This window comes from Streptomyces sp. ISL-100 (assembly GCF_018614615.1).
Lineage (GTDB): Bacteria > Actinomycetota > Actinomycetes > Streptomycetales > Streptomycetaceae > Streptomyces.
This window is the reverse complement of record NZ_JAGGOK010000049.1, coordinates 165,898-186,354: the sequence shown is the minus strand read 5'-3', so window position 1 is coordinate 186,354 and position 20,457 is coordinate 165,898. Positions and strand designations below refer to the sequence as shown.

At 70.8% G+C, this 20,457-nt stretch carries 20 protein-coding genes; 6 read left to right on the top strand and 14 right to left on the bottom strand.

Annotation, left to right across the window (positions count from 1 at the left end; genetic code table 11):
- Positions 1 to 10 precede the first annotated feature (10 nt).
- Complete coding sequence (locus tag J7E89_RS22150; protein ID WP_214976094.1) at positions 11 to 493, bottom strand: hypothetical protein; 483 nt, start codon at positions 491 to 493, stop codon at positions 11 to 13.
- Between the two features lie 121 nt (positions 494 to 614).
- On the opposite strand from J7E89_RS22150, the gene J7E89_RS22145 reads away from it, so the two are divergent.
- Positions 615 to 1,214 (top strand): flavin reductase family protein, encoded by a 600-nt coding sequence (locus J7E89_RS22145; RefSeq protein ID WP_214976119.1) that lies wholly within the window; start codon positions 615 to 617, stop codon positions 1,212 to 1,214.
- Here the strand turns inward: J7E89_RS22145 and J7E89_RS22140 are convergent.
- A complete protein-coding gene (locus J7E89_RS22140) occupies positions 1,204 to 2,538 on the bottom strand; it encodes an MFS transporter (RefSeq protein ID WP_214976093.1) in 1,335 nt (444 codons plus the stop codon). The two genes, J7E89_RS22145 and J7E89_RS22140, sit on opposite strands and share 11 nt — an antisense overlap.
- Before the next feature lie 94 nt (positions 2,539 to 2,632).
- Positions 2,633 to 3,871, bottom strand: a complete 1,239-nt coding sequence (locus tag J7E89_RS22135; RefSeq protein WP_308315562.1) for an MFS transporter — start codon at positions 3,869 to 3,871, stop codon at positions 2,633 to 2,635.
- A gap of 39 nt (positions 3,872 to 3,910) precedes the next feature.
- Between J7E89_RS22135 and J7E89_RS22130 the strand changes: the two genes are divergently transcribed.
- The gene (locus J7E89_RS22130; protein WP_214976091.1) at positions 3,911 to 4,945 is read left to right on the top strand and encodes a GlxA family transcriptional regulator; all 1,035 of its coding nucleotides are present in this window, start codon (positions 3,911 to 3,913) and stop codon (positions 4,943 to 4,945) included.
- Positions 4,946 to 5,206: 261 nt separating this feature from the next.
- On the opposite strand, the gene J7E89_RS22125 is transcribed toward J7E89_RS22130, so the two are convergent.
- The 3 genes from J7E89_RS22125 to J7E89_RS22115 form a co-directional block, all read right to left on the bottom strand.
- Positions 5,207 to 6,268 carry a Zn-dependent alcohol dehydrogenase gene (locus J7E89_RS22125; protein WP_214976118.1) on the bottom strand — a complete coding sequence of 354 codons (1,062 nt, stop codon included), beginning with the start codon at positions 6,266 to 6,268 and terminating at the stop codon, positions 5,207 to 5,209.
- An 8-nt stretch (positions 6,269 to 6,276) separates the two neighbouring features.
- Positions 6,277 to 7,434 carry an acyl-CoA dehydrogenase family protein gene (locus J7E89_RS22120; RefSeq protein WP_214976090.1) on the bottom strand — a complete coding sequence of 386 codons (1,158 nt, stop codon included), beginning with the start codon at positions 7,432 to 7,434 and terminating at the stop codon, positions 6,277 to 6,279.
- A 257-nt stretch (positions 7,435 to 7,691) separates the two neighbouring features.
- Positions 7,692 to 8,606, bottom strand: coding sequence for an SDR family NAD(P)-dependent oxidoreductase (locus J7E89_RS22115; protein ID WP_214976089.1), 915 nt, complete (start codon positions 8,604 to 8,606; stop codon positions 7,692 to 7,694).
- An 84-nt stretch (positions 8,607 to 8,690) separates the two neighbouring features.
- Between J7E89_RS22115 and J7E89_RS22110 the strand changes: the two genes are divergently transcribed.
- Positions 8,691 to 9,620, top strand: a complete 930-nt coding sequence (locus J7E89_RS22110) for a cyclase family protein (RefSeq protein ID WP_214976088.1) — start codon at positions 8,691 to 8,693, stop codon at positions 9,618 to 9,620.
- A 269-nt stretch (positions 9,621 to 9,889) separates the two neighbouring features.
- Here J7E89_RS22110 and J7E89_RS22105 read toward each other — a convergent pair whose 3' ends face one another.
- The 4 genes from J7E89_RS22105 to J7E89_RS22090 form a co-directional block, all read right to left on the bottom strand.
- Positions 9,890 to 10,357, bottom strand: coding sequence for an ATP-binding protein (locus J7E89_RS22105; protein WP_214976087.1), 468 nt, complete (start codon positions 10,355 to 10,357; stop codon positions 9,890 to 9,892).
- A gap of 489 nt (positions 10,358 to 10,846) precedes the next feature.
- Complete coding sequence (locus J7E89_RS22100) at positions 10,847 to 11,749, bottom strand: acyl-CoA dehydrogenase family protein (protein ID WP_214976086.1); 903 nt, start codon at positions 11,747 to 11,749, stop codon at positions 10,847 to 10,849.
- A 7-nt stretch (positions 11,750 to 11,756) separates the two neighbouring features.
- Positions 11,757 to 12,929 carry an acyl-CoA dehydrogenase family protein gene (locus tag J7E89_RS22095; RefSeq protein WP_214976085.1) on the bottom strand — a complete coding sequence of 391 codons (1,173 nt, stop codon included), beginning with the start codon at positions 12,927 to 12,929 and terminating at the stop codon, positions 11,757 to 11,759.
- Complete coding sequence (locus J7E89_RS22090; RefSeq protein WP_214976084.1) at positions 12,929 to 14,149, bottom strand: amidohydrolase family protein; 1,221 nt, start codon at positions 14,147 to 14,149, stop codon at positions 12,929 to 12,931. The genes J7E89_RS22095 and J7E89_RS22090 overlap by 1 nt, the downstream gene beginning before the upstream one ends.
- 141 nt (positions 14,150 to 14,290) lie before the next feature.
- Between J7E89_RS22090 and J7E89_RS22085 the strand changes: the two genes are divergently transcribed.
- Positions 14,291 to 15,838 carry a class I adenylate-forming enzyme family protein gene (locus J7E89_RS22085; RefSeq protein ID WP_214976083.1) on the top strand — a complete coding sequence of 516 codons (1,548 nt, stop codon included), beginning with the start codon at positions 14,291 to 14,293 and terminating at the stop codon, positions 15,836 to 15,838.
- Between the two features lie 20 nt (positions 15,839 to 15,858).
- On the opposite strand, the gene J7E89_RS22080 is transcribed toward J7E89_RS22085, so the two are convergent.
- Together J7E89_RS22080 and J7E89_RS22075 are read right to left on the bottom strand one after the other, a co-directional pair.
- A complete protein-coding gene (locus tag J7E89_RS22080) occupies positions 15,859 to 16,380 on the bottom strand; it encodes an EF-hand domain-containing protein (RefSeq protein ID WP_214976082.1) in 522 nt (173 codons plus the stop codon).
- 41 nt (positions 16,381 to 16,421) lie between these two features.
- Positions 16,422 to 16,796 carry an STAS domain-containing protein gene (locus J7E89_RS22075; protein ID WP_214976081.1) on the bottom strand — a complete coding sequence of 125 codons (375 nt, stop codon included), beginning with the start codon at positions 16,794 to 16,796 and terminating at the stop codon, positions 16,422 to 16,424.
- Positions 16,797 to 17,032: 236 nt separating this feature from the next.
- On the opposite strand from J7E89_RS22075, the gene J7E89_RS22070 reads away from it, so the two are divergent.
- On the top strand, positions 17,033 to 17,626 hold the full coding sequence (locus tag J7E89_RS22070) for a sigma-70 family RNA polymerase sigma factor (protein WP_214976080.1): 594 nt from the start codon (positions 17,033 to 17,035) through the stop codon (positions 17,624 to 17,626).
- A 176-nt stretch (positions 17,627 to 17,802) separates the two neighbouring features.
- Positions 17,803 to 19,014, top strand: a complete 1,212-nt coding sequence (locus J7E89_RS22065; protein WP_214976117.1) for a maleylpyruvate isomerase N-terminal domain-containing protein — start codon at positions 17,803 to 17,805, stop codon at positions 19,012 to 19,014.
- A gap of 41 nt (positions 19,015 to 19,055) precedes the next feature.
- Here J7E89_RS22065 and purU read toward each other — a convergent pair whose 3' ends face one another.
- On the bottom strand, positions 19,056 to 19,946 hold the full coding sequence (gene purU, locus J7E89_RS22060) for a formyltetrahydrofolate deformylase (RefSeq protein WP_214976079.1): 891 nt from the start codon (positions 19,944 to 19,946) through the stop codon (positions 19,056 to 19,058).
- A 29-nt stretch (positions 19,947 to 19,975) separates the two neighbouring features.
- On the bottom strand, positions 19,976 to 20,422 hold the full coding sequence (locus tag J7E89_RS22055) for a hypothetical protein (RefSeq protein WP_214976116.1): 447 nt from the start codon (positions 20,420 to 20,422) through the stop codon (positions 19,976 to 19,978).
- Positions 20,423 to 20,457: the final 35 nt, after the last annotated feature.

The window sequence follows — 20,457 nt, the reverse complement described above, 5'->3', positions numbered from 1 at the left end:
CTGGCCAAGATCAGAGGTAGAGCGCCTCCACGAACGGCACCACCAGCCACGACAGCCCGGCCAGCCCCACCCCCACCGCGACCGCCCCGCCACGCCGCATCCGCCCCGCCGCCGCACTCGCCGCCGCGGCCGGCACAGCGAAGGCCAGGCACAGAATCACCCAGGCCCCGCCGTACGGCATGTACGACGCCGGCCACAGCAGCGCGCCGGCCGCCGCCACGACGGGGACGTACACGACCGGCGCTCCCCGGTACGGCTTACCGGACCGGGACCGGGCGCCGGGCGCAACGAACCACAGCCCACCGAGCACCGCCGACGTCCCCACTGCCCCCGGCCAAGCGCCCGCACGCAGCACGGCCCACAGCGCCGCCCGGAAGTCACCCTCGTACGGGCTCGCATGCGGGCCGACCAGCGCCATGGCCGAGGCCAGGACCAGCACCTCGGCGATCAGCGCCACGCCCCAACCCATTGCCGCCCTGCGCCACGTCTTCATCCAGCACCCCTCCCGTCACCTCTGACGCCGGTGCCCCGGCAGGGGTTGCACTCGCCCGCCCGCGCCCTTCCAATCTGACGAACCGTCAGCTTCAATGGACAGCGTGATGGGACACGCAGGGATGGCGGCCACCGCCGTCCGATACCTCAGGTCGGTCGGCGCCCCCACGGCCGCCGAGCCCTACGACGCGCTGCCGCGCCCCGACCTGCGGGCGGTCGGCGCGGACGAGCGGCTGCCGGTCGACGCGGCCGAATTCCGCTCCGTACTCGGCCACTTCGCCAGCGGCGTCACCGTCATCACAGCACCGAACACCGATCCGGAGGGCCGGCCCGCCGGCTTCGCCTGCCAGTCCTTCGCCTCCCTCTCGCTCGACCCGCCCCTGGTCACCTTCATGGTCGCCCGTACGTCCACGACCTGGCCGCGCATCGCCCGCGCCGGCGTCTTCTGCGTCAACATCCTCGGCGCGGACCAGGGCGACCTGTGCCGCGGTTTCGCGGTGAGCGGGGCGGACAAGTTCGCGGGCGTCGGGTACGGGCCGGCGCCCGTCACCGGGTCGCCGCTGCTGGACTCCGTACCGGCCTGGATCGACTGCCGCATCCAGACCGTGCACACAGGCGGTGACCACCTGATCGTGGTCGGCAGGGTCGAGGCGCTGGGCGGGACGGACGAGGGGGATCCCCTGCTGTTCCACCGGGGCAGGTTCGGCCGCTTCAGCCCTTGACCTCCCCAACGAACGCCGGCTTCCTGCGGATCACCAGGGACATCAGCGCCGCCGCCGCGCACAGCGCCCCCGCCGCGTACCAGACCACGTCGTACGAGCCGAACACATCCCGTGCCACACCGCCCGCGAACGCGACCGCCGCCGCTCCCACCTGGTGCGACGCCAGCACCCAGCCGAAGACGATGGCCGAGTCCTCGCCGTACTGCTCACGGCACACGGCGAGGGTAGGCGGAACCGTGGCCACCCAGTCGAGCCCGTAGAAGACGATGAAGAAAATCATCGGCGGGTGGACGGACGGGGCCATCAGCATCGGCAGGAAGAGCAGCGAGACGCCGCGCAGCGCGTAGTACACGGCGAGCAGGCGGCGCGCCTCGAAGCGGTCGGTGAGCCAGCCGGAGGCGATCGTGCCGATGACGTCGAAGATGCCGATGACGGCCAGCAGTGAGGCAGCTGCCGTGATCGGCATGCCGTGGTCGTGGGCCGAAGGCACGAAGTGCGTACGGATGAGGCCGTTCGTCGAGGCACCGCAGATCGCGAACGTACCCGCCAGCAGCCAGAAGGGGCCGGTCTTCGCCGCCGCGAAGAGGACCGTGACCGCGCGCTTCGCCGCGCCCGTCTGCGGCGCGGGCTTCGGGACGAACTCCCCGCCGTACGGCGCCAGCCCCACGTCCGCCGGGTGGTCGCGCAGCAGCAGCCAGACGAACGGGACGACGACCAGCGCGGCGAGCGCGACCGTGACGGAGGCGGGCCGCCAGCCGTGGTTCTCGACGATCCAGGCGCAGAGCGGAAGGAAGACCAGCTGGCCGGACGCGCCCGCGGCCGTCAGGACGCCGGTGACCAGGCCCCGGCGGGCGACGAACCAGCGGTTGGTGACCGTCGCCGAGAAGGCCATCGCCATCGAGCCGGTGCCGAGGCCGACGAGCAGGCCCCAGTAGAGCATCAGCTGCCAGCTGGCCGTCATCCAGACGCTCAGCAGGGCGCCCGCGGCGACCATGCTCAGCGCCACGACCACCACCCTGCGCATGCCGAAGCGGTCCATGAGGGCGGCGGCGAACGGCGCGGTCAGGCCGTACAGCGCCATGTCGATGGAGACCGCGAGCCCGATCTCGCCGCGCGACCAGCCGAATTCCTGGTGCAGCGGGCCGATGAGGAGGCCGGGCAGGGAGTTGAAGGCGGCCCCGCCGATGATCGTCACAAACGCCACGGCCGCGACGAACCACGCGCGGTGCGGTGACATTCGGCGGCTGCGCCGCGGGCGGGGCTGACGACGGGGTCGGGCGGGCCCGGGGGTGGCGTGCGGGGCGGCTTCGGTTGTCTGGGTCACGTCACTCAGCTTCGTGGGCGTCGAGATCTCGGACGAGTGGCCCGACGGTCACGGTTCGCAAGGATCGGGACACGCCGAGCCGTTTCTCGCGGCCTCAGGCCACGCGCCTCAGCTCCCGGATCGGCCGCGCCCCCAGCAGCACCCCGACCACCCCCAGCATGATCACCACCCCGGCCAGCAGCACCTTCTCCGCGCCCAGCGCCTCCGCCACCGGACCCGCCAGCGCCCGGCCCGCCGCCATCATCAGCAGCGATCCGGAGACGTCGTACGCGTGCATTCGGTTCAGCGCATCGGCCGGGACGTGCGTCTGGACCGTCGTCGACCACATCACCAGCCAGAACGCGAAGGCCGCACCGCCGGCGAACTGCCCGATTCCCAGGCCGAGTACGGGCATGCCGAGCCCCAGCACCAGCAGGTTCGCCACCACTCCGAGCAGCGCCACCGCCCCCGCCGCCAGCGGCCGCCGCGGCCGCAGGCGCAGCGCCAGCAGGCCCCCCGCGACGCTGCCCGCGCCATTGACCGCCATCAGCGCGCCGTACGTTCCCGAACCGTGGGCCTCGGTCACCAGGACGGCCGTCAGCGGCAGCATCGGGCCGGCGACGGTCAGCCCGTACACCGTCCAGATCGCGATGACGCCCCACAGCCAGCTGCGCGCCGTAAACTCGTGCCACCCGACGACCAGTTCAGCCAGCAGCGAGCCGCGCTTCACCGGGTCACCGACCGGCGGCAGCCGCAGCAGGAACAGGAAGATGCCGCTCACCGCGAAGGTCACGGCGTTCGCGGCGAAGACCGCGCCCGCACCCGCGCCGCCGGTAAGGCCGACCACGAGCCCGGCGAAGGCCGGGCCCGCCATGGTCATGAGCGCCTCGCAGACGCGCAGGACCGCGTTCGCCTGCTGTACGTCGTGCGCGATGCGCGGGACGATCGAAGCCACCCCGGGCTGGAAGAGCGCGGCGCCGACACCGCTGACCGCGCTCAGCCCGTACACCACCCACACCGACGGATCGCCGGTGGCGAAGGAGGCCGCGAGCACCGAGGCGCCGACCAGCCGCAGCGCGTCCGCGGTGATCATCATCCGGCGGGGCGTGAAGCGGTCCGCGAGTACGCCGCCGAAGAGGACCAGCACCGCGAAGGGGCCGATCCACGCGGCGAGGGCGTAGCCGACGGACGAGCCGGGGTGGCCGGCGCCGAGCAGGCCCGCGGCGAGGGCGACGGGGACCATGCCGTCGCCGAAGACCGCGACCGTACGGGCCACGAAGAAGAGCCGGAAGTTACGGTTCCAGAGGGACGGCCGGGAGACCGGTTGCGGCTCTCGTGGCGCCGTCTCGGGAATGTCCTGGGCTGCTGGGCGCTTGTCCGTCACAGCGGAGACATGTACCAGCTTGAGGTCTGTACCAGCCAGCGAATAAGACAGGAGTACGCCGTGCCGCACCGCGTAGTCGTCCTCGCACTGGACGGACTGCTCCCCTTCGAACTCGGCATCGCGCACCGCATCTTCGGCCTCGCGAAAAGCGCGGCTGGCGAGCACCTCTACGAGACCGTGACGTGTTCGGTCCGGCCACCCGGCCCGGTCCGTACGGACGCCGACTTCTCCATCGACGTCGCTCACGGCCCCGAGGCGCTGGCCACGGCCGACACCATCGTGATCCCCGCCTCGTACGAGCTCGGACGCGTCTACGACGAGGGTGTGCTCACCGAGGACCTCAAGGCCGCCTTCGCCTTCGTACGCCCCGGCACCCGCATGGTCTCCATCTGCACCGGCGGCTACGTCCTCGCCGCGGCCGGCTACCTCGACGGCCGCCCCGCCACCACACACTGGTCGGCGGGCGAACATTTCCAGCGCCTGTTCCCCTCCGTGCGGGTCGACGCGGACGTCCTGTTCATCGACGACGGCGACGTACTGACCTCCGCCGGTGTCGCCGCCGGGCTCGACCTGTGCCTGCACATCGTGCGGCGCGACCACGGCAGCGGGATCGCCAACGCCGTGGCCCGCCGCAGCGTCGTACCGCCGCACCGGGAGGGCGGCCAGGCCCAGTACATCCACCGCCCGGTCCCGGAGCCCCAGCTGGCGACCACGACGACCGCGCGGGCGTGGGCACTGGCCCGTCTGCACGAGCCGATCCAACTGCGGGACATGGCCGAGCAGGAATCGATGTCGGTACGGACGTTCACGCGCCGGTTCCGCGAGGAAGCCGGGATCAGCCCTGGCCAGTGGCTGGCCCAGCAGCGCGTCGAGCGGGCGCGGCACCTCCTCGAATCCAGCGACCTGTCCATCGACCGGATCGCCCGCGACGCCGGCTTCGGTACGGCGACGTCGCTCCGCCAGCACCTACAGGCGGCTCTCGGCGTCCCACCGACCGTCTACCGCCGCACTTTCCACACCACCGGCACAAGCTCCACCGGCTGAAGCTCGATCGGCTGAAGCCCCAGCTACTGAGACCGGCCGCCCCCGCCACTCCGCCGGCGCACTCACCGCCGTCAGCGCCGGCGTCAGCCCGACTCCCGCCAGGATCGCCGCAGTCGGTGACGCCACCGCGAGCAGTACGCCCGACAGCGCCGCACTCGACGCGTAACCGACGGCCGCCGCCGCGTACATCAGCGAGAACCCGGCGGCCAGGTGGCGCGCGGGCAGGGCGTCCTTCAGCGCGAGTGAGACTGGAAGGTGGGCCTAGAACGTGAGCACTCCGCGCGCCACGCGCCCGTGATGCGCGTCGTCCGCCGCCTTCGCGAAGTCCTCCACCGGATACGTCTCCGTCACCAGCTCGTCGAGAAGCAGCCGGCCCTCCCGGTACAGCTCGGCGTACAGGGCGATGTCCCGCTGCGGGCGCGAAGAACCGTACCGGCAACCGAGGATCGACTTGTCCAGGTACATCGAGGAGACGAGGAACGACGCCTCGGCCGTCGCGGCCGGTACGCCGAGCAGCACCGCCTGCCCGTGCCGGTCGAGCAGGTCGATCGCCTGCCGGATCAGTGCGGTCTTGCCGACGCATTCGAAGGCGTGGTCGGCGCCGGTCGGCAGGATCGCCCGTACCGCATCCGCGTCGGCGGCCGACGGAAGGAAATGCGTCGCACCGAACTGCCGCGCGACCGCCTCCTTGGCCGGATTGGAATCGACGGCGACGATGGCCGACGCCCCGGCGATACGGGCGCCTTGGATGACGTTCAGCCCGATCCCGCCCGTCCCGATGACGACGACGGTGTCCCCGAGGCCGACCTTCGCCCGGTTCAGCGCGGCGCCCACGCCCGTCACGACGCCGCAGCCGATGAGCGCGGCCGAGGTCAGCGGGATGTCGTTCGGGATCTTGACGGCCTGGACGGCTTTGACGATCGTGCGCTCGGCGAAGGTGGAGTTGGACGCGAACTGGTACAGCGGCTCGCCGCCCCGGCGCGAGAAGGGCTGCCCGGGCATCCCGATCGCCTTGCGGCACATCGTCGGCCGGCCACGGCCGCACTGCGCGCACGCCCCGCAGTTGGCGATGGTCGACAGCGACACGTGATCACCGGGCCCGACATGCGTCACCCCCGCGCCGACCGCCTCGACGACGCCCGCGCCTTCGTGGCCGAGCACGACGGGGGACGGGAAGGGGATCGTCCCGTCGATGACCGACAGATCGCTGTGACACAGCCCGGCCGCGCCGATGGCGACCATGACCTCACCGGGCCCCGGGTCCCGTATCTCCAGGTCGTCGACGACCTGAACCGCCTTCCCGTCGAACACAACACCCCGCATGCCGCCGCTCATCCCGACTCCCTCGGTAGGCCGAGCACGCGCTCGGCGATGATGTTGCGCTGGATTTCGTCGGAGCCGCCGTAGATGGTGTCGGCCCTGCTGAAGAGGAACAGCCTCTGGAGCGCGTCGAGTTCGTACGGCCGCTCCTCGTCCCAGTCGTACGGTCCGACCGTCGCGGCCGCGCTCCGCACCTGAACGGCGAGCTCACCGAGCCGCTGGTGCCAGCCGCCCCAGAGGAGTTTGGCGACACTGGGGGCGCCTGGGCCACCGCCCGAAGTGCCGAGCGTACGCAGGGCGTTGGCGCGCATGGTGTGCAGCTCTGCCCACAGCCGGACGAGCCGGGCGCGTACGACAGGATCCCCGGCGCCCCCACCGCGACTCTCTTCCTCGACGGCGAGCCGCACGACCTCCTTCAGCTCCTCCGCGAACCCGATCTGCTGCACGAGCGTGGACACTCCGCGCTCCAGCGCGAGCAGGCCCATGGCTACGCGCCAGCCGTTGCCTTCGCCGCCCACCACATCGCGGGCCAGGGCCCCGTCGAAGAACACCTCGTTGAACTCGCTGGTCCCGGTCATCTGCCGGATGGGCCGCACCTCGATGCGCCCCGGCTGATCCATAGGCACCAGCAGAAACGAAAGCCCGTGGTGGCGCCGGCCGCCGGGTTCTGCTTCCCCAGTCCTGGCCAGGACGAAGCACCAGTCGGCGTCCTGGGCGAGGGAGGTCCAGATCTTCTGGCCCGTGACGCGGTACGCGCCCCCGTCCCGTACGGCGACGGTGCGCACCCCGGCCAGGTCCGACCCGGCGCCGGGCTCGCTGTACCCCTGGCACCAGAGCTCCTCGCCGCGCGCGATCGCGGGCAGGAACCGCTGCCTCTGGGCGTCGCTCCCGTAGGCGATGAGGGTGGGAGCCAGGAGGTTCTCCCCGATGTGCCCGGCTCTGGCGGGGGCGCGGGCGCGGGCGTACTCCTCCGCCCAGACGACCTGCTGGGTAAGGCCGGCCCGCCGGCTCCCGTACGCCCCACCGTCCTCCCACCCGATGCCGATCCACCCGCCCTCGCCAAGCTCCCGCTCCCAGATCCGGCCGCCCGCGTCCCCGCGATGCGCGGCAAGCCACTCGCGGGCGTCAGTCCTGAACGCGTCGTCGTCGGCACCGAAGGCGAAGTCCACGGTGGGGTCTCCTGTTCGTTGCGTAACTGGGGCTCCGAACGAGCCGAAATGCACGTCAGCCAAATCCAGCCCCTCCGGCGTTTGAGGAGCGGGGTCTGGGGCAGCGCCCCCACGCGGCGGAGCCGCAAAGTGTCACAGCGGGAAGGGGCGGGTCGGGGAAGGCCCCGCGCAGCGGCCCCGAACCCGCACACACGCACACGCCCGCACCGCACCACACCACACCCGCACCCGCACCCGCGCCACCCCCCGCCCCCGCCTCACGCGTTCGGCCGTGCCTTCCTCGACGCCGCCTCAGCCATCGCCTCCACCCGCGCCAGCATCGGCATCGGATCCACCCCCACCGTCCCCGGCAAAAAGTCCGCGATCCGCTCCGGCGTCCACGCCCCGCCCTCCGCGTACCCCGCCCGCAATTCCCTCGGCTGCGCCCACACCGCGATCTTCGGGCCGGCGACCGTATAAACCTGCCCGGTGATCCCTTCCTCCCGCGCCCGCTCGGAGAGCAAATACACAACGAGCGCCGCCACATCCTCAGGCTCCCCGATCTCCTTCAGCTCCATCGGTACGTTCGCGGACATCCGCGTACGCGCCACCGGAGCCACCGCGTTAGCCGTAACCCCGTACTTGTGCAGCCCGAGCGCCGCGCTCCGCACGAGCGAGATGATCCCGCCCTTCGCCGCGCTGTAGTTGGCCTGGGCGACGCTCCCCTGATGGTTGCCGCTCGTGAAACCGATCAGCGTGCCGCCCCCCTGCTTGCGCATCACCGCCGACGCCGCCCGAAAGACCGTGAACGTCCCCTTCAAGTGCGTCGCGACAACCGGATCCCACTCCTCCTCCGCCATGTTGAAAAGCATCCGCTCGCGCAGAATCCCGGCGACGCACACCACCCCATCGACCCGCCCGTAGCGCGCCAGCGCCACATCGACGATCCGCTGCCCGCCCGCCATCGTCGAGACGTCGTCCGCGACAGCGACCGCGTCGCCGCCCGCCGCCTCGATCTCCTTCACCACCGCCTCGGCGACCTCGCTCGTCGGCTGCGAGCCCTCCATCGAGACGCCGTAGTCGTTGACGACGACCCGCGCCCCCTCGGCCGCGCAGGCCAGAGCCACCGCCCGTCCGATGCCACGCCCGGCACCTGTCACGGCGACGACCTTGCCTGCCAAGAAGTTCCCCACGTCCGGCCCCTTCCCGCGGTTTCTGACGGACCGTTAGATTTTATGCCCACGCACTCACCCGGACACAAGCCCCGAGGAGGCCCCATGTCACTGCCGGCCGAGTTCCACGACATCGCCAAGCGCGTGAACAACTGGGGCCGTTGGGGCGCCGAGGACGAGATCGGCACCCTCAACCTCATCACCGACGAAGTCGTACGCACCGCCGCCACCACCACCATCCGCACCGGCCGTCGCATACCCCTCGCGCTCCCCCTCGACCAGGACGGCGTACAGACAGGCCTGATCCCCGGCCGCGTCAACCCACTCCACTCCATGGTCCAGATCAACCAGGAGCTCTTCGGCCCCGGCACCGTCGCCACCAGCGACGACGCCGTGACCATGGGGCTCCAGGCGGCCACCCACTGGGACGCCCTCACCCACGCGTCGCATTCCGGAAAGATCTACAACGGCCGCCCGGCCGACACCATCACCCCCCACACCCGAGCCCGCTTCAGCGGCATAGACAAGGCGCGGCACGTCGTCTCACGCGGCGTGCTGCTCGACGTGGCCCGCGCGCGCGGAGTGGACCGGCTGGCCGGGGACCACGCGGTGACGCCCGAGGACCTCGAAGCCGCCGAGGAGCTGGCGCGTACGACCGTCCGGGCCGGCGACATCGTTCTCGTACGGACCGGGCAGATCCAGGTCTACCTCGCGGGCGACAAGCACGGCTACGGCTACCCGTCCCCGGGCCTGTCCGTCCGTACGCCCGAGTGGTTCCACGCCCGCGACGTCGCCGCGGTCGCGAACGACACCCTCACCTTCGAGATCTTCCCGCCGGAGATCGAGAACCTGTGGCTGCCCGTACACGCCCTCGACCTCGTCGAGATGGGCATGCTCCAGGGCCAGAACTGGAATCTGGAGGAGCTGTCCACAGCCTGTGCGGAGGAGGGGCGGTACGCCTTCCTGCTCTCCGCGATGCCGGAGCCGTTCGTCGGGGGAACGGGCACCCCGGTCGCCCCAGTAGCGATCCTCTGATCTCTGGCCCCTGACCCCTGGCCGCCCTTCAGGGGTTTGAACAGCCGGGTGGCGACGCACTCCCGCACGCCCCGAGCACGGCACAAGGGCCACCACCCGGCTCCGGCGTACAGGCCCTGCCCCCCTCTTGCCCTCGAAGGAACTGACGCCGAACCACGACCCGCACTCGCCAAGGACGGGAATCCTCGGCGTCCCCTCACAGCGAATCGCCTCGTCCAAGGGTCATCAGGCCATCACGAACCGTCAACACCTGATCGGCGATTTGCTACTTATGCACTATTTGTGACAGCGCACGACGGCTCATACGCAGTCGCCTCGTACGCCCCCGATGCAACAACAGGCGCCCCCCGGTCCACCTCGCACCAGATCCGCTTGCCCGCCCCCTCGGACTGCCAGCCCCAACGATCGGCGAGGCCGTCGACCAGCTCCAGTCCCCGCCCGTTGGTGTCGTCGCCGTCCGCGTGCCGGGGCCTCGGCGGGCGGGCGCTGGCGTCGGCGACCTCGACCCGGACCGTGCCGTCGTCGGCGGTGCCGAAGAGCATGCGCAGTACGGCCGGACAGCCCGTATGCACCACCGCGTTGGTGACCAGTTCCGAGATGAGCAGGATCAGGGTCTCGGCCAACGGCTCATCGACTCTTATCCCGGAGCCGGCAAGCCGCGAGCGAGCCCACCTCCGAGCGCGCCCCACCTCGGCGGGGTCGGCCCCTACCTCCAACTGCACCTGAAGCACCTGCACCGCTCACACCATCCGAACCGGCGGACACATCGCCTCGCGTCTCCACAGGGTCACGGAACGTGATTCCCTTATGGGACAGCATGGTTGACGTACAGTCACCACAACAAGCGCTTCGGGCATATTCCAGCGCGAAGGAGTACGCGTGGTGCATACTGTGCGACGCACTCTGCGGGGAGTCGAACAGGGGCGCGCACGACGCCTCCGCACGGCGCGAGCGGCGCACATCTCGCGGCCCGCAGTCACCACCAAGGCAACGCCGGGACAGCTGCGCATCACAACCACTCGCATCCCACGGAGGGTACCGGAGCGCACCCCCGACTCCGGCCCGTGACGAGTCACGCGAAGGACACAACCCGATATCGACGGACGGTAATCGCTCACCAGTCGCAGGATTGAGTAACCGCCCGTTTACGTACGGCCACAGAACGCACACCAGGCGCCCGAGAAGTCCCAGACACCCCAGAAGTCCCGGTCGCCCTGGTCGTCCCGTCACAGCAGCGCCGCCGCCAGCGTCTCCGCCGCGTCCCCTGCCGTCTGCCACCGCTCGGCACGCACCCACGCGCGCTTCAGATGCAGGTGTACGTCGGCCTCCCAGGTGAAGCCCATGCCGCCGTACACCTGGAGGCAGTCACGGGCGTTACGGACCGCCGCGTCGTCGGCGAGCAGCTTGGCCCCGGCAATCTCCACCGGGTCACCGGTCACCGCGGCCCCGTACACCGCGCAGCGCGCCACCTCCGCGCGTACCAGCATCTGCGCGCACAGCTGCTTCACCGCCTGGAAGGCACCGATGGGCCGGCCGAACTGTTCGCGCTCGCGCGCGTATTGGACGGCCACCTCGGTGGTACGGGCGGCGCTGCCGAGCTGTTCGGCGGCGGTCAGAAGGGCGGCCTCGGGAACGTTTCGGGGAACGTCCCGCCGAACCTGCCCCAGAACGTCCCCGGGCAGGCGGTGCAGCGGCGTCAGCGGGTCCACAGAACGTACGGGCACGGCCCCCGAAGCGTTCCCTAGAACGTGATCGGACGCGTCCAGCCACTCCACCAGTTCACCGTCCACCCTCGTCACCACGGTCTCGCCGGTGGCCGCTCCCGGGACCGTGCCGGCCGCGAGGTGCGTGGCCACCAGGGGGCCGGGGAGCAGCGCGCGGCCCGCCTCCTCGAAGGCGAGGACTGCTTCGGGCAGGCCCAGGCCCACCCCGCCGTCTTCCTCGGGCAGCCGCAGCGCGAAGAACCCGGCGTCGCCGAGCTCCCGCCACAGCGCCCGGTCCAGGGCGTCCGGGCCCGGACCGGGCTTGTCGACCGCCGCCCGCAGCCGCTCGCGTCCGAAGCGCCCTTCGAGGAGTTCCCGTACGCCTGCCTGGAGCGCACGCTGGTCGTCGGTGAGACGGAAGTCCATCAGTGCGTCAGCGCCCCTTGGGAAGGCCGAGGATGCGCTCGGCGACGATGTTCTGCTGGATCTGGGACGTGCCCGCGGCGATCGTGTACGAGAGCGACGACAGCCGGTCCAGGGTCCAGTCGTGCGACAGGTCCAGGGAACCGGGGCCGAGCACCCGCGCGGCAGCGTCGTACAACTCCTGACGGGCGTGCGAGTAGCGCAGCTTGAAGACGGAACCGCCGTTCCCGGGAACGCTCCCTTCGCTTCCCGCGCCCTGCGCTTCGCTGACGTTCCACTGGGTGAGCCGCCACAGAGCGGTGAATTCGGCGTTCAGGCGCCCCAGGGTGCGGCGCACTTCCTGATCGTCCCAACGGCCGTTCCCGCGAGCGGCCGCGGCGAGTGCCCGGAGGGTGCGGCGGCAGGCGACGACCTCGCCGACGAAGGCCGTCCCGCGCTCGAAGGAAAGGGTGACCATGGTGACGCGCCAGCCGCCGTTCTCGTCCCCTACGCGGTTGGTGACCGGTACGCGTACCTCGTCGAGGAACATCTCCGCGAATTCGGCCGTTCCCGTGAGCGTTCGCAACGGCCTTACGGTCACGCCCGGAGCGTTCATCGGCATGGCGAGCCAGGTGATGCCCCGGTGCTTGGGAACGGTCGCGCTCACCGCCTCGGTGCGTACCAGCAGCTCGCACCAGTCGGCGACCTCCGCGTGCGAGGTCCAGATCTTCGATCCGGTGACGATGTACGTGTCCCCGTCCCGCACCGCCCTGGTGCGCAGCGACGCGAGGTCCGAGCCTGCGTCCGGTTCGCTGAAGCCCTGGCACCAGACCTCGTCGCCGCGCAGGATCGGCGGCAGCCAGCGCGCGCGCTGTTCCCGGGTTCCTTCGGCGGCGATGGTGGGTCCCGCGTGCAGCAGGCCCACGAAGTTCGCGCCGACGTAGGGCGCCCCGGCCAGCTCGGTCTCCTCCAGGAAGATCAGATGCTGCGTGGGGGTGGCGCCGCGCCCGCCGGCGTCGGCGGGCCAGTGCAGCCCCGCGTACCCGGCGTCGTACAGCCGGCGCTGCCACGCCGTGTCGTACGCGCGCCGCCCCGGCCAGTCCAGCGGGTCGGGCCGGGGCGGCAGAGTGGGCAGCGTGGCCGCCAGCCACTCGCGCAGGCGCGCCCTGAAATCCTCTTCCTCCTCGCTGTAGGTGAGGTCCATCAGCGGGCGCGGACGGCGACGGGGACGCGGTCGCGGTCCAGGTCGAGACCGAGCATGCGGATGGCGTTGCCGCGCATCAGCTTGTAGACGGTCTCGTCGTCGAGGCCCTTCACGTGATCGAGCGCGACTTCCTTCGTGTGCGGGAACGTCGAGTCGACGTGCGGATAGTCGGTCTCGAAGGTGGCGTTGTCACGGCCGACGACATCCAGGGAAGCGACGCCGTGCTTGTCGCGGAAGAAACAGCAGAACATCTGCCGGTAGTAGTACGTCGAAGGGGGCTCGGGGATCAGGTCCCTGACGCCGCCCCACGCGCGGTGCTCCTCCCATACGTCGTCGGCGCGTTCCAGGGCGTACGGAATCCAGCCCATCTGGCCCTCGCTGTAGGCCAGTTTGAGGTGCGGGAACTTCACCAGTACGCCGCTGAAGAGGAAGTCCATCATCGACGCCATGGCGTTGTTGAAGCTGAGGGCGGCCTGGACGGCCGGCGGGGCGTCCGGGGAAGCGGCGGGCATCTGCGAGGAGGACCCGATGTGCATGTTGACGACCGTGCCGGTCTCCTCGCAGATGGCGAAGAAGGGGTCCCAGTGGCCGGAGTGGATGGACGGCAGTCCCAGGTACGTGGGGATCTCGCTGAAGGTGACCGCCCGTACGCCGCGTGCCGCGTTGCGTTTGACCTCGGCGACGGCCAGGCCGATGTCCCACAGCGGGATGATGCACAGCGGGATCAGCCGGCCCCCGCTGTCGCCGCACCACTCCTCCACCATCCAGTCGTTGTACGCGCGCACGCAGGCGAGGGCGACCTCCTTGTCGTGCGCCTCCGCGAAGGTCTGCCCGCAGAAGCGGGGAAAGGTGGGGAAGCACAGGGAAGCCTCGACGTGGTTCAGGTCCATGTCGGCGAGCCTCGCCTTGGGATCCCAGCAGCCTCGCCGCATCTCCGCGCGGGTGATGCCCTCCAGGGTCATGTCGTCGCGGTCGAAGCCGACGGCGGCGATGTTGCGCTTGTACGGGAACTTGAGGTCCTCGTAGATCCACCAGTCGGTGGGCGGGCCGTCGGGATCCATCGTGATCCGGTACTTGCCCGCCACGTAGGCGAGGTCACCGATTCCGGCGGTCAGCGGCTTGGGGCCGCGCTCGCGGTACTTCGCCGGAAGCCAGGTCTCGAAGAGGTGCGCCGGCTCGATCACATGGTCGTCGACGCTGACAATCCGAGGCAGTTCCATGGGTGTCCTCCGGCGCTCGCGATCCCGCTTTTCTGATGACCCGTCAGATATCAGGCTAGCCCCGCACCCCTGGACCGACAAGGCGCAGCGCCCTACGCTCTCCGGATGATCTGACTGTCCGTCAGCTGTGAGGGGACTGCCGTGACCGACACCGCGACCGACACCGCGCACGCGCTGGGCGCCTCCCGTACGCTCTGGGAACTCGTCGACCGCCGCGCCGCGCTCACACCGCGGCGGCCCGTGCTGCTTCAGGACGACGGCGTACTTACCTTCGGTGAGCTCAGGGACCGCGCCGAACGCGTCGCGGCGGGGCTGTACGGGCTGGGGGTGCGCCCCGGAAGCGTGGTCGCCTGGCAGCTGCCGACCAGGATCGAAACGGTGCTCCTGTCCGTGGCCCTGGCCAGGCTCGGCGCCGTACAGTCGCCGGTCATCCCGTTCTACCGGGAGCGCGAAGTCGGCTTCGCGCTGCGGGAGTCAAAGGCGGACTTCTTCGCGGTACCGGGACAGTGGCGCGGTTTTGACCATACGGAGATGGCGCACCGGCTGGGCGCGCGTGGCGTTTTCGAGGCGTACGGGAACGTTCCGGAAGCGGACCCGGGAACGCTCCCGCAGCCGCCTTCCGACGGCACCACGGTTCGCTGGATCTACTGGACCTCAGGGACGACGTCCGACCCCAAGGGTGTCCTGCACACCGACCGTTCGCTGATAGCGGGCGGCTCGTGTCTGGCGCACGCTCTGCGGCTGTCCCAGGACGACATCGGCTCCATAGCGTTCCCGTACGCGCACATCGGCGGCCCGGACTATCTGGTGATGCTGCTCCTGTACGGCTTCCCCGCCGTCCTCTTCGAGCACTTCGCGATGCCCGCCGCGCTCGACGGCTACCGCAAGCATGGCGTCACGGTCGCGGGCGGGTCCACCGCCTTCTACTCGATGTTCCTGACCGAGCAGCGAAAAGACCCCTCCCGCAAAATCGTCCCCACCTTGCGGCTGCTCGCGGGCGGCGGGGCGCCCAAACCGCCCGAGATCTACCACGCCGTCGTACGCGAGATGGGCTGCCAGTTGACCCACGGCTACGGCATGACCGAGGTTCCGATGATCACAATGGGCGCCCCGGACGACACCGCCGACAACCTGGCGACGACGGAGGGCCGGCCGCCCGCGGGCATGGAGATACGCATCACCACCGAGGACGGCACGCCCCTGTCGGCGGGCTCCGACGGGGAGGTGCGGCTGCGCGGCGAGGCCGTGTGCCGGGGCTATCTGGAACCGGCCCACAACGCGGCTTTCGACAAGGACGGCTTCCTCATCACCGGTGACGTCGGACACCTCACCGCGTCCGGCCATCTGGTGCTCACCGGGCGGCTGAAGGACATCATCATCCGCAAGGGCGAGAACATCTCGGCCAAGGAGATCGAGGACCTCCTGCACCGGCACCCGGGCGTGGGAGACGCGGCCGTGGTGGGCCTGCCGGACGCGGCGCGCGGCGAGCGGGTGTGCGCCGTCGTCGAACAGCCCCCGGGCGCCGCGCCGCTGACCCTGGAGGAGGTCACCGCGTATCTGCGGGCGCAGGGGCTGTCCGTACACAAACTGCCCGAGCAGCTTGAAGTCGTGGACGCGCTGCCGCGCAACGAGACGCTGCGCAAGGTCCTCAAGTACAAGCTGCGTGAACGCTATTCACAGGCCCAGTAGGCCGCGTAGGACCGCTGGTCCTACGCTTGCGGTCCGGGTGTCGTGTAGTACGCGGCGAAGGCGGTCAGGATCTCGTTCTCGCTGATCAGACCGTCACCGTCCGCGTCGAGCGCCGTCGCGACGGCCTGCGCTCTGTCCCCCGCCACACCCAGCACCCGCAGGACTCGCCCCGCGGCCTGCGGAGTTACGCCCGTGCCGTCCGCCTCTGCCGCTACGGCGATCGCCGCGTGCAGGAACGGGCGGGCGATCTCGGCGAACCGCTGCGGGTTGTCCCGCAGCCGCTTCACCGCGCCCGTGACGAACTCCTCGCGGGTGACCCGCTGGTCGCCGTCCACGTCGGCGATGCCGGCCATGCCCTGCCAGAAGGCCTCGGCCCCCATGTAGAGCGCCTGCCCCTTGTCGCACCGGGCCGTCGTCCCGAACTCGGCCAGCAGGGCCGCCGCGGCGGCGCTGAAGTCCTCGCGGTCGATGTAGCCGTTGCCGTCCTGGTCGAAGCTCGCGAAACGGGCCGCTGTCTTGCGCTCGTACTCTGCGCTGTCCATAGGGGGGAGGGTACGACGTGGGCGGGCCAACCGGAGCATTCTCAGGCGGAGAGGGCCTGCGCTTCGTCGTCCGCGGCCGTGGCCACGTCGGGATACACCTCGAAGAGGCGGCGTACGCCGAGGGCGGCGAGCACCCGGTTGACGTGCGAACCGTCGACGGCTCCGCGAGCGGGCAGTATCAGCCGCAGCTCGCCGCCACAGGAATGCATCAGGCGGCGGGCGGCGATCATGACGCCGACCCCGCTGGAGTCGCAGAAGAACACCTCGGACAGGTCGAGCACCACGCGGTGTCGGCCCTTCGCGACGGCGTCGTGAACGTGCTGGCGGACCGCGGGTGAGGTCACCAGGTCCAGCTCTCCGGAAACGTGCAGTACGGCCCAGGCGTTGTGCTCGGCCTCGATCACCTTCAGCGTCACGCGTCTGGACCTTTCGTTCTGCTGATGCGGAACTAGTGCTTCCATCTCTCGCGGCTGCCCCACCGCGCTCCCATGAAACACACCTCTTGGAGGGTACCGCGGCCCGATCATTATCATCCCGGGCCGGGGCGCGACTCACTTACCGTAAAGGGGCATGCGTTGTCAGTGGCTCGCACTACATTCGAAGGAAGTGACGAGGGGCACACGGTGGGCAGGCGCACAGGGTTGGGGGCCGCATGGCGAAGGACGCACCACCTCGCTGGGACCGCAGGATGCAGCAGCGGCTCGCACGCGGCGAGGCGGCGGCGCTCGGTGAGCTGTACGACAGGTTCGCCTCGCTGGTGCACAGCCTGGCCCACCGGGTGCTCGACGACGACGCGGCGGCCGACCAGATCACGCGTGAGGTGTTCGGCTATGTCTGGGAGAACCCGGACGCGTACGACCCCAAGCAGGGCTCGATGAGGTCCTGGGTGGCCAAGCTCACACACCGGCAGGCCGTGCACCGGCTGCGCCAGACCGAGGCGGCGGCGCTGCGGGACGGCGGTGGCGACGGCACCTCGGAGGAGCTGGAGCAGAAGGTCCGCAGGGCGTCGGCCGCGGCCCGCGCCGACTACATCGTGACGTCGATGCCGGCCCCGCTGCGGGCCGCGCTGGAGCTCGCGTACTTCCAGCGCAGGGACTACCGGCAGACGGCGGCCGACCTGGGAGTCACCGAGGACGAGGCGCGCAGGCGGCTGCGGCTCGGGCTGCAACTGCTGTCCACGGCGAACCCGCGCTACCAGGACGGGCACGGACTCTCGTCCCCGCCCGGATACGGACAGCACCGGTGAGCGGGGGACGCGGGCCGATCGGCTCGACCGGCCCGGAGGGCCACGGTCCGGACCCGCGCGACGGGCCGGAGGGACCGCACAGAGCGGGTGGGCCGCACGGACCCACCGGACCGCCCGGTCGAGAAGATCCGCACGGCCCGGACAATCCGCACGGCCCGGACGATCCGGGCGGTCGCGTGCCGCCGGAGGGCCGGGCTCCGCGCATACCGTCACCGAGAGCGGCGGCGGACGACCGCGAGGTGCTGGAGTCCGTTCCCCTGCCCCCACCGCCACCGCCGCCCGCCCCGGCCGTCCTTTCCCACGGCGTGCTCAAGTCGCTGCTGGGCGCCTGGGCCCTGGCCGCGTGCTCGTCCGACGAGACCAAGGCGGTCGAGGACCACCTCACCGAGTGCGCCCCCTGCGCGGACGAGGCGCTGCGGCTGCGGGACGCGGTCGGCCTGCTCCACGCCGAGCGCAGCCTCGACCTCGACCCGCTGCTGCGCAACCGCGTGCTCGACGGCTGCCTCGGCCGCAGGCCCGCCCGCATCCCCGTCCCCGGCTGGGCCACGCCGTACGACGCCGAGACCGCGCGCCTGGACGCCCTGCTGCGGGACATCGGCGACGCGGAATGGCACGCCCCGGTCCGCCTCAAGTGGTTCACGGGCGAGGAGGCGACGTACCGGAAAGCAACCGTCGCCGGGGTCATCGGCCACCTGATGAGCGTGGACGGCCTGGTCGCGAAGGCGCTGGGCCTCGACGATCCGCTCGGCTCGGAAGGACCCGTATCGCCCGAGGAGCGCACCGAGTCGTACTGGCGCGGCTCACACTTCCCGCCGACCCGCACCGTCCGCGAACCCTGGCGCGGGCAGAGCCACGACCTGATCCGCACGGTGTCCTTCGCGGGCCGCGGCGTGGCGGAGCTCTCCGTGTCGTACGGCGACTTCTCCCTGCCCCTGCGCGACGCGCTGCTGGACCGGGCGTTCGAGTGCTGGGTGCACGCGGGGGACATCGCGGACGCTGTGGACTATCCGTACGAGCCGCCGGCCGCCGCGCACCTCAACAGCATGATCGACCTGGCCGCGCGGCTGATCCCGGCGACCCTCGCGGCCCGCCGCAGGGCAGGTCTCGCGGCCCCGTCCCAGAGTCTGGTGACCGCGGGCTCGCCCGGCCGCTCGCTCCACCTGGAGATCGAGGGGGCGGGCGGCGGCGACTGGTACATCGCGCTGGACTCCCCGGCGGCGGTCGGCTCCCCCGCCCACCAGGTGGCCCACGTCGCTCTGGACGGCGTCGAATTCTGCCAGCTGGCATCCGGCCACGTACCGCCCGAGGAAGCGGCGGCGGGCCAGAACGGCGACCGGGAGGCCATCCGCGACGTACTTTTCGCGGCGGCGTCACTGAGCCGCCTGTAGAAGCGCCCCGACCCGACCCGCGTCGCGCAGGCGCCCGACACCTAAGCGAAGACCACCGTGCGGCGGCCGTTGAGCAGCACGCGGTACTCGCTGTGCCACTTCACCGCCCGCGCCAGCGCCTGGCACTCCACGTCCCGCCCGATCGCGACCAGCTGCTCCGGCGTCACGTCGTGGCCAACCCGCTCGACCTCCTGCTCGATGATCGGCCCCTCGTCGAGGTCGGCCGTCACGTAGTGCGCCGTCGCCCCGATGAGCTTCACACCGCGCGCGTGCGCCTGGTGGTACGGCTTCGCGCCCTTGAAGCTCGGCAGGAAGGAGTGGTGGATGTTGATGATCCGGCCGCTCAGCTGCTTGCACAGGTCGTCCGAGAGGACCTGCATGTAGCGGGCGAGGACGACCAGCTCGACGTTCTCGGAGCGTACGAGCTCAAGGAGCTGCGCCTCCGCCTCCGCCTTGTTGTCCCGCGTCACCGGAATGTGGTGGAAGGGAATGTCATACGAGCCGACCAGCTCGGCGAAGTCCGTGTGGTTCGAGACGACCGCCGCGATCTCCACCGGCAGGGCGCCGGTGCGCGCCCTGAAGAGCAGGTCGTTCAGGCAGTGCCCGAACTTGCTGACCATCAGCACGACCCGCATCCGCTGCTCCGGGCGGTGGATCTGCCAGTCCATCCGGAAGGAGTCACCGATCGCGGCGAAGCTGGCGCGCAGCTTCTCCACGGTCACCGGGGCGTCCGCCGTGAAGTGGACCCGCATGAAGAACAGACCCGTGTCGTGGTCGCCGAACTGCTGGCTGTCCTCGATGTTGCAGCCGGTCATGAAGAGGTAACTCGACACGGCGTGCACGATGCCCTTTTTGTCCGGGCAGGAGAGGGTGAGGACGTACTGGTCCGGGGAGGACCGGTCGGACGAAGGGGCGGGGTGCGGGTCGCTCATGCCCCCGAGGATTCCATATCCGGCGGGGGTCAGGCCGCTCTGGTCAGAATCCGGATGACCTCGAGCGTGCGCGGCGCCGTGTCCGGGTCCTCGCCGTCGTTCGCCGCCAGCCGTACGTGCGCCTCACGTGCCGCCCGTACCGCTTCCGGCCAGGCGTGGTGTTCGAGATACGCCGATACGGGCGCGTCCGCACCCACCTGATGCATGATCTTCAGCACCCGCAGGACAGCGACGTCGACGAGCGACGCCTCCTGCGGGTCCCGGAATATCGTGCCGACGTATTTCTCGGCCGACCAGTTGTCCAGCCAGGTGTCCTCCACCAGCCGGTACACGGCGTCTGTCACGTCTCCGTAGCCCTCGAGACCTGCCAGCCAGCACTCCTGCTGGAAGACGGGGTCGGAGAGCATGTGCAGCGCCGATCGCACGTTCGTGCGCCAGCGCCACCATGGCATGTCATTGAGCGGCATGCCGCCCATGGTGGGGGAGCGACGGCCGCGACGGGAAGAGTTCA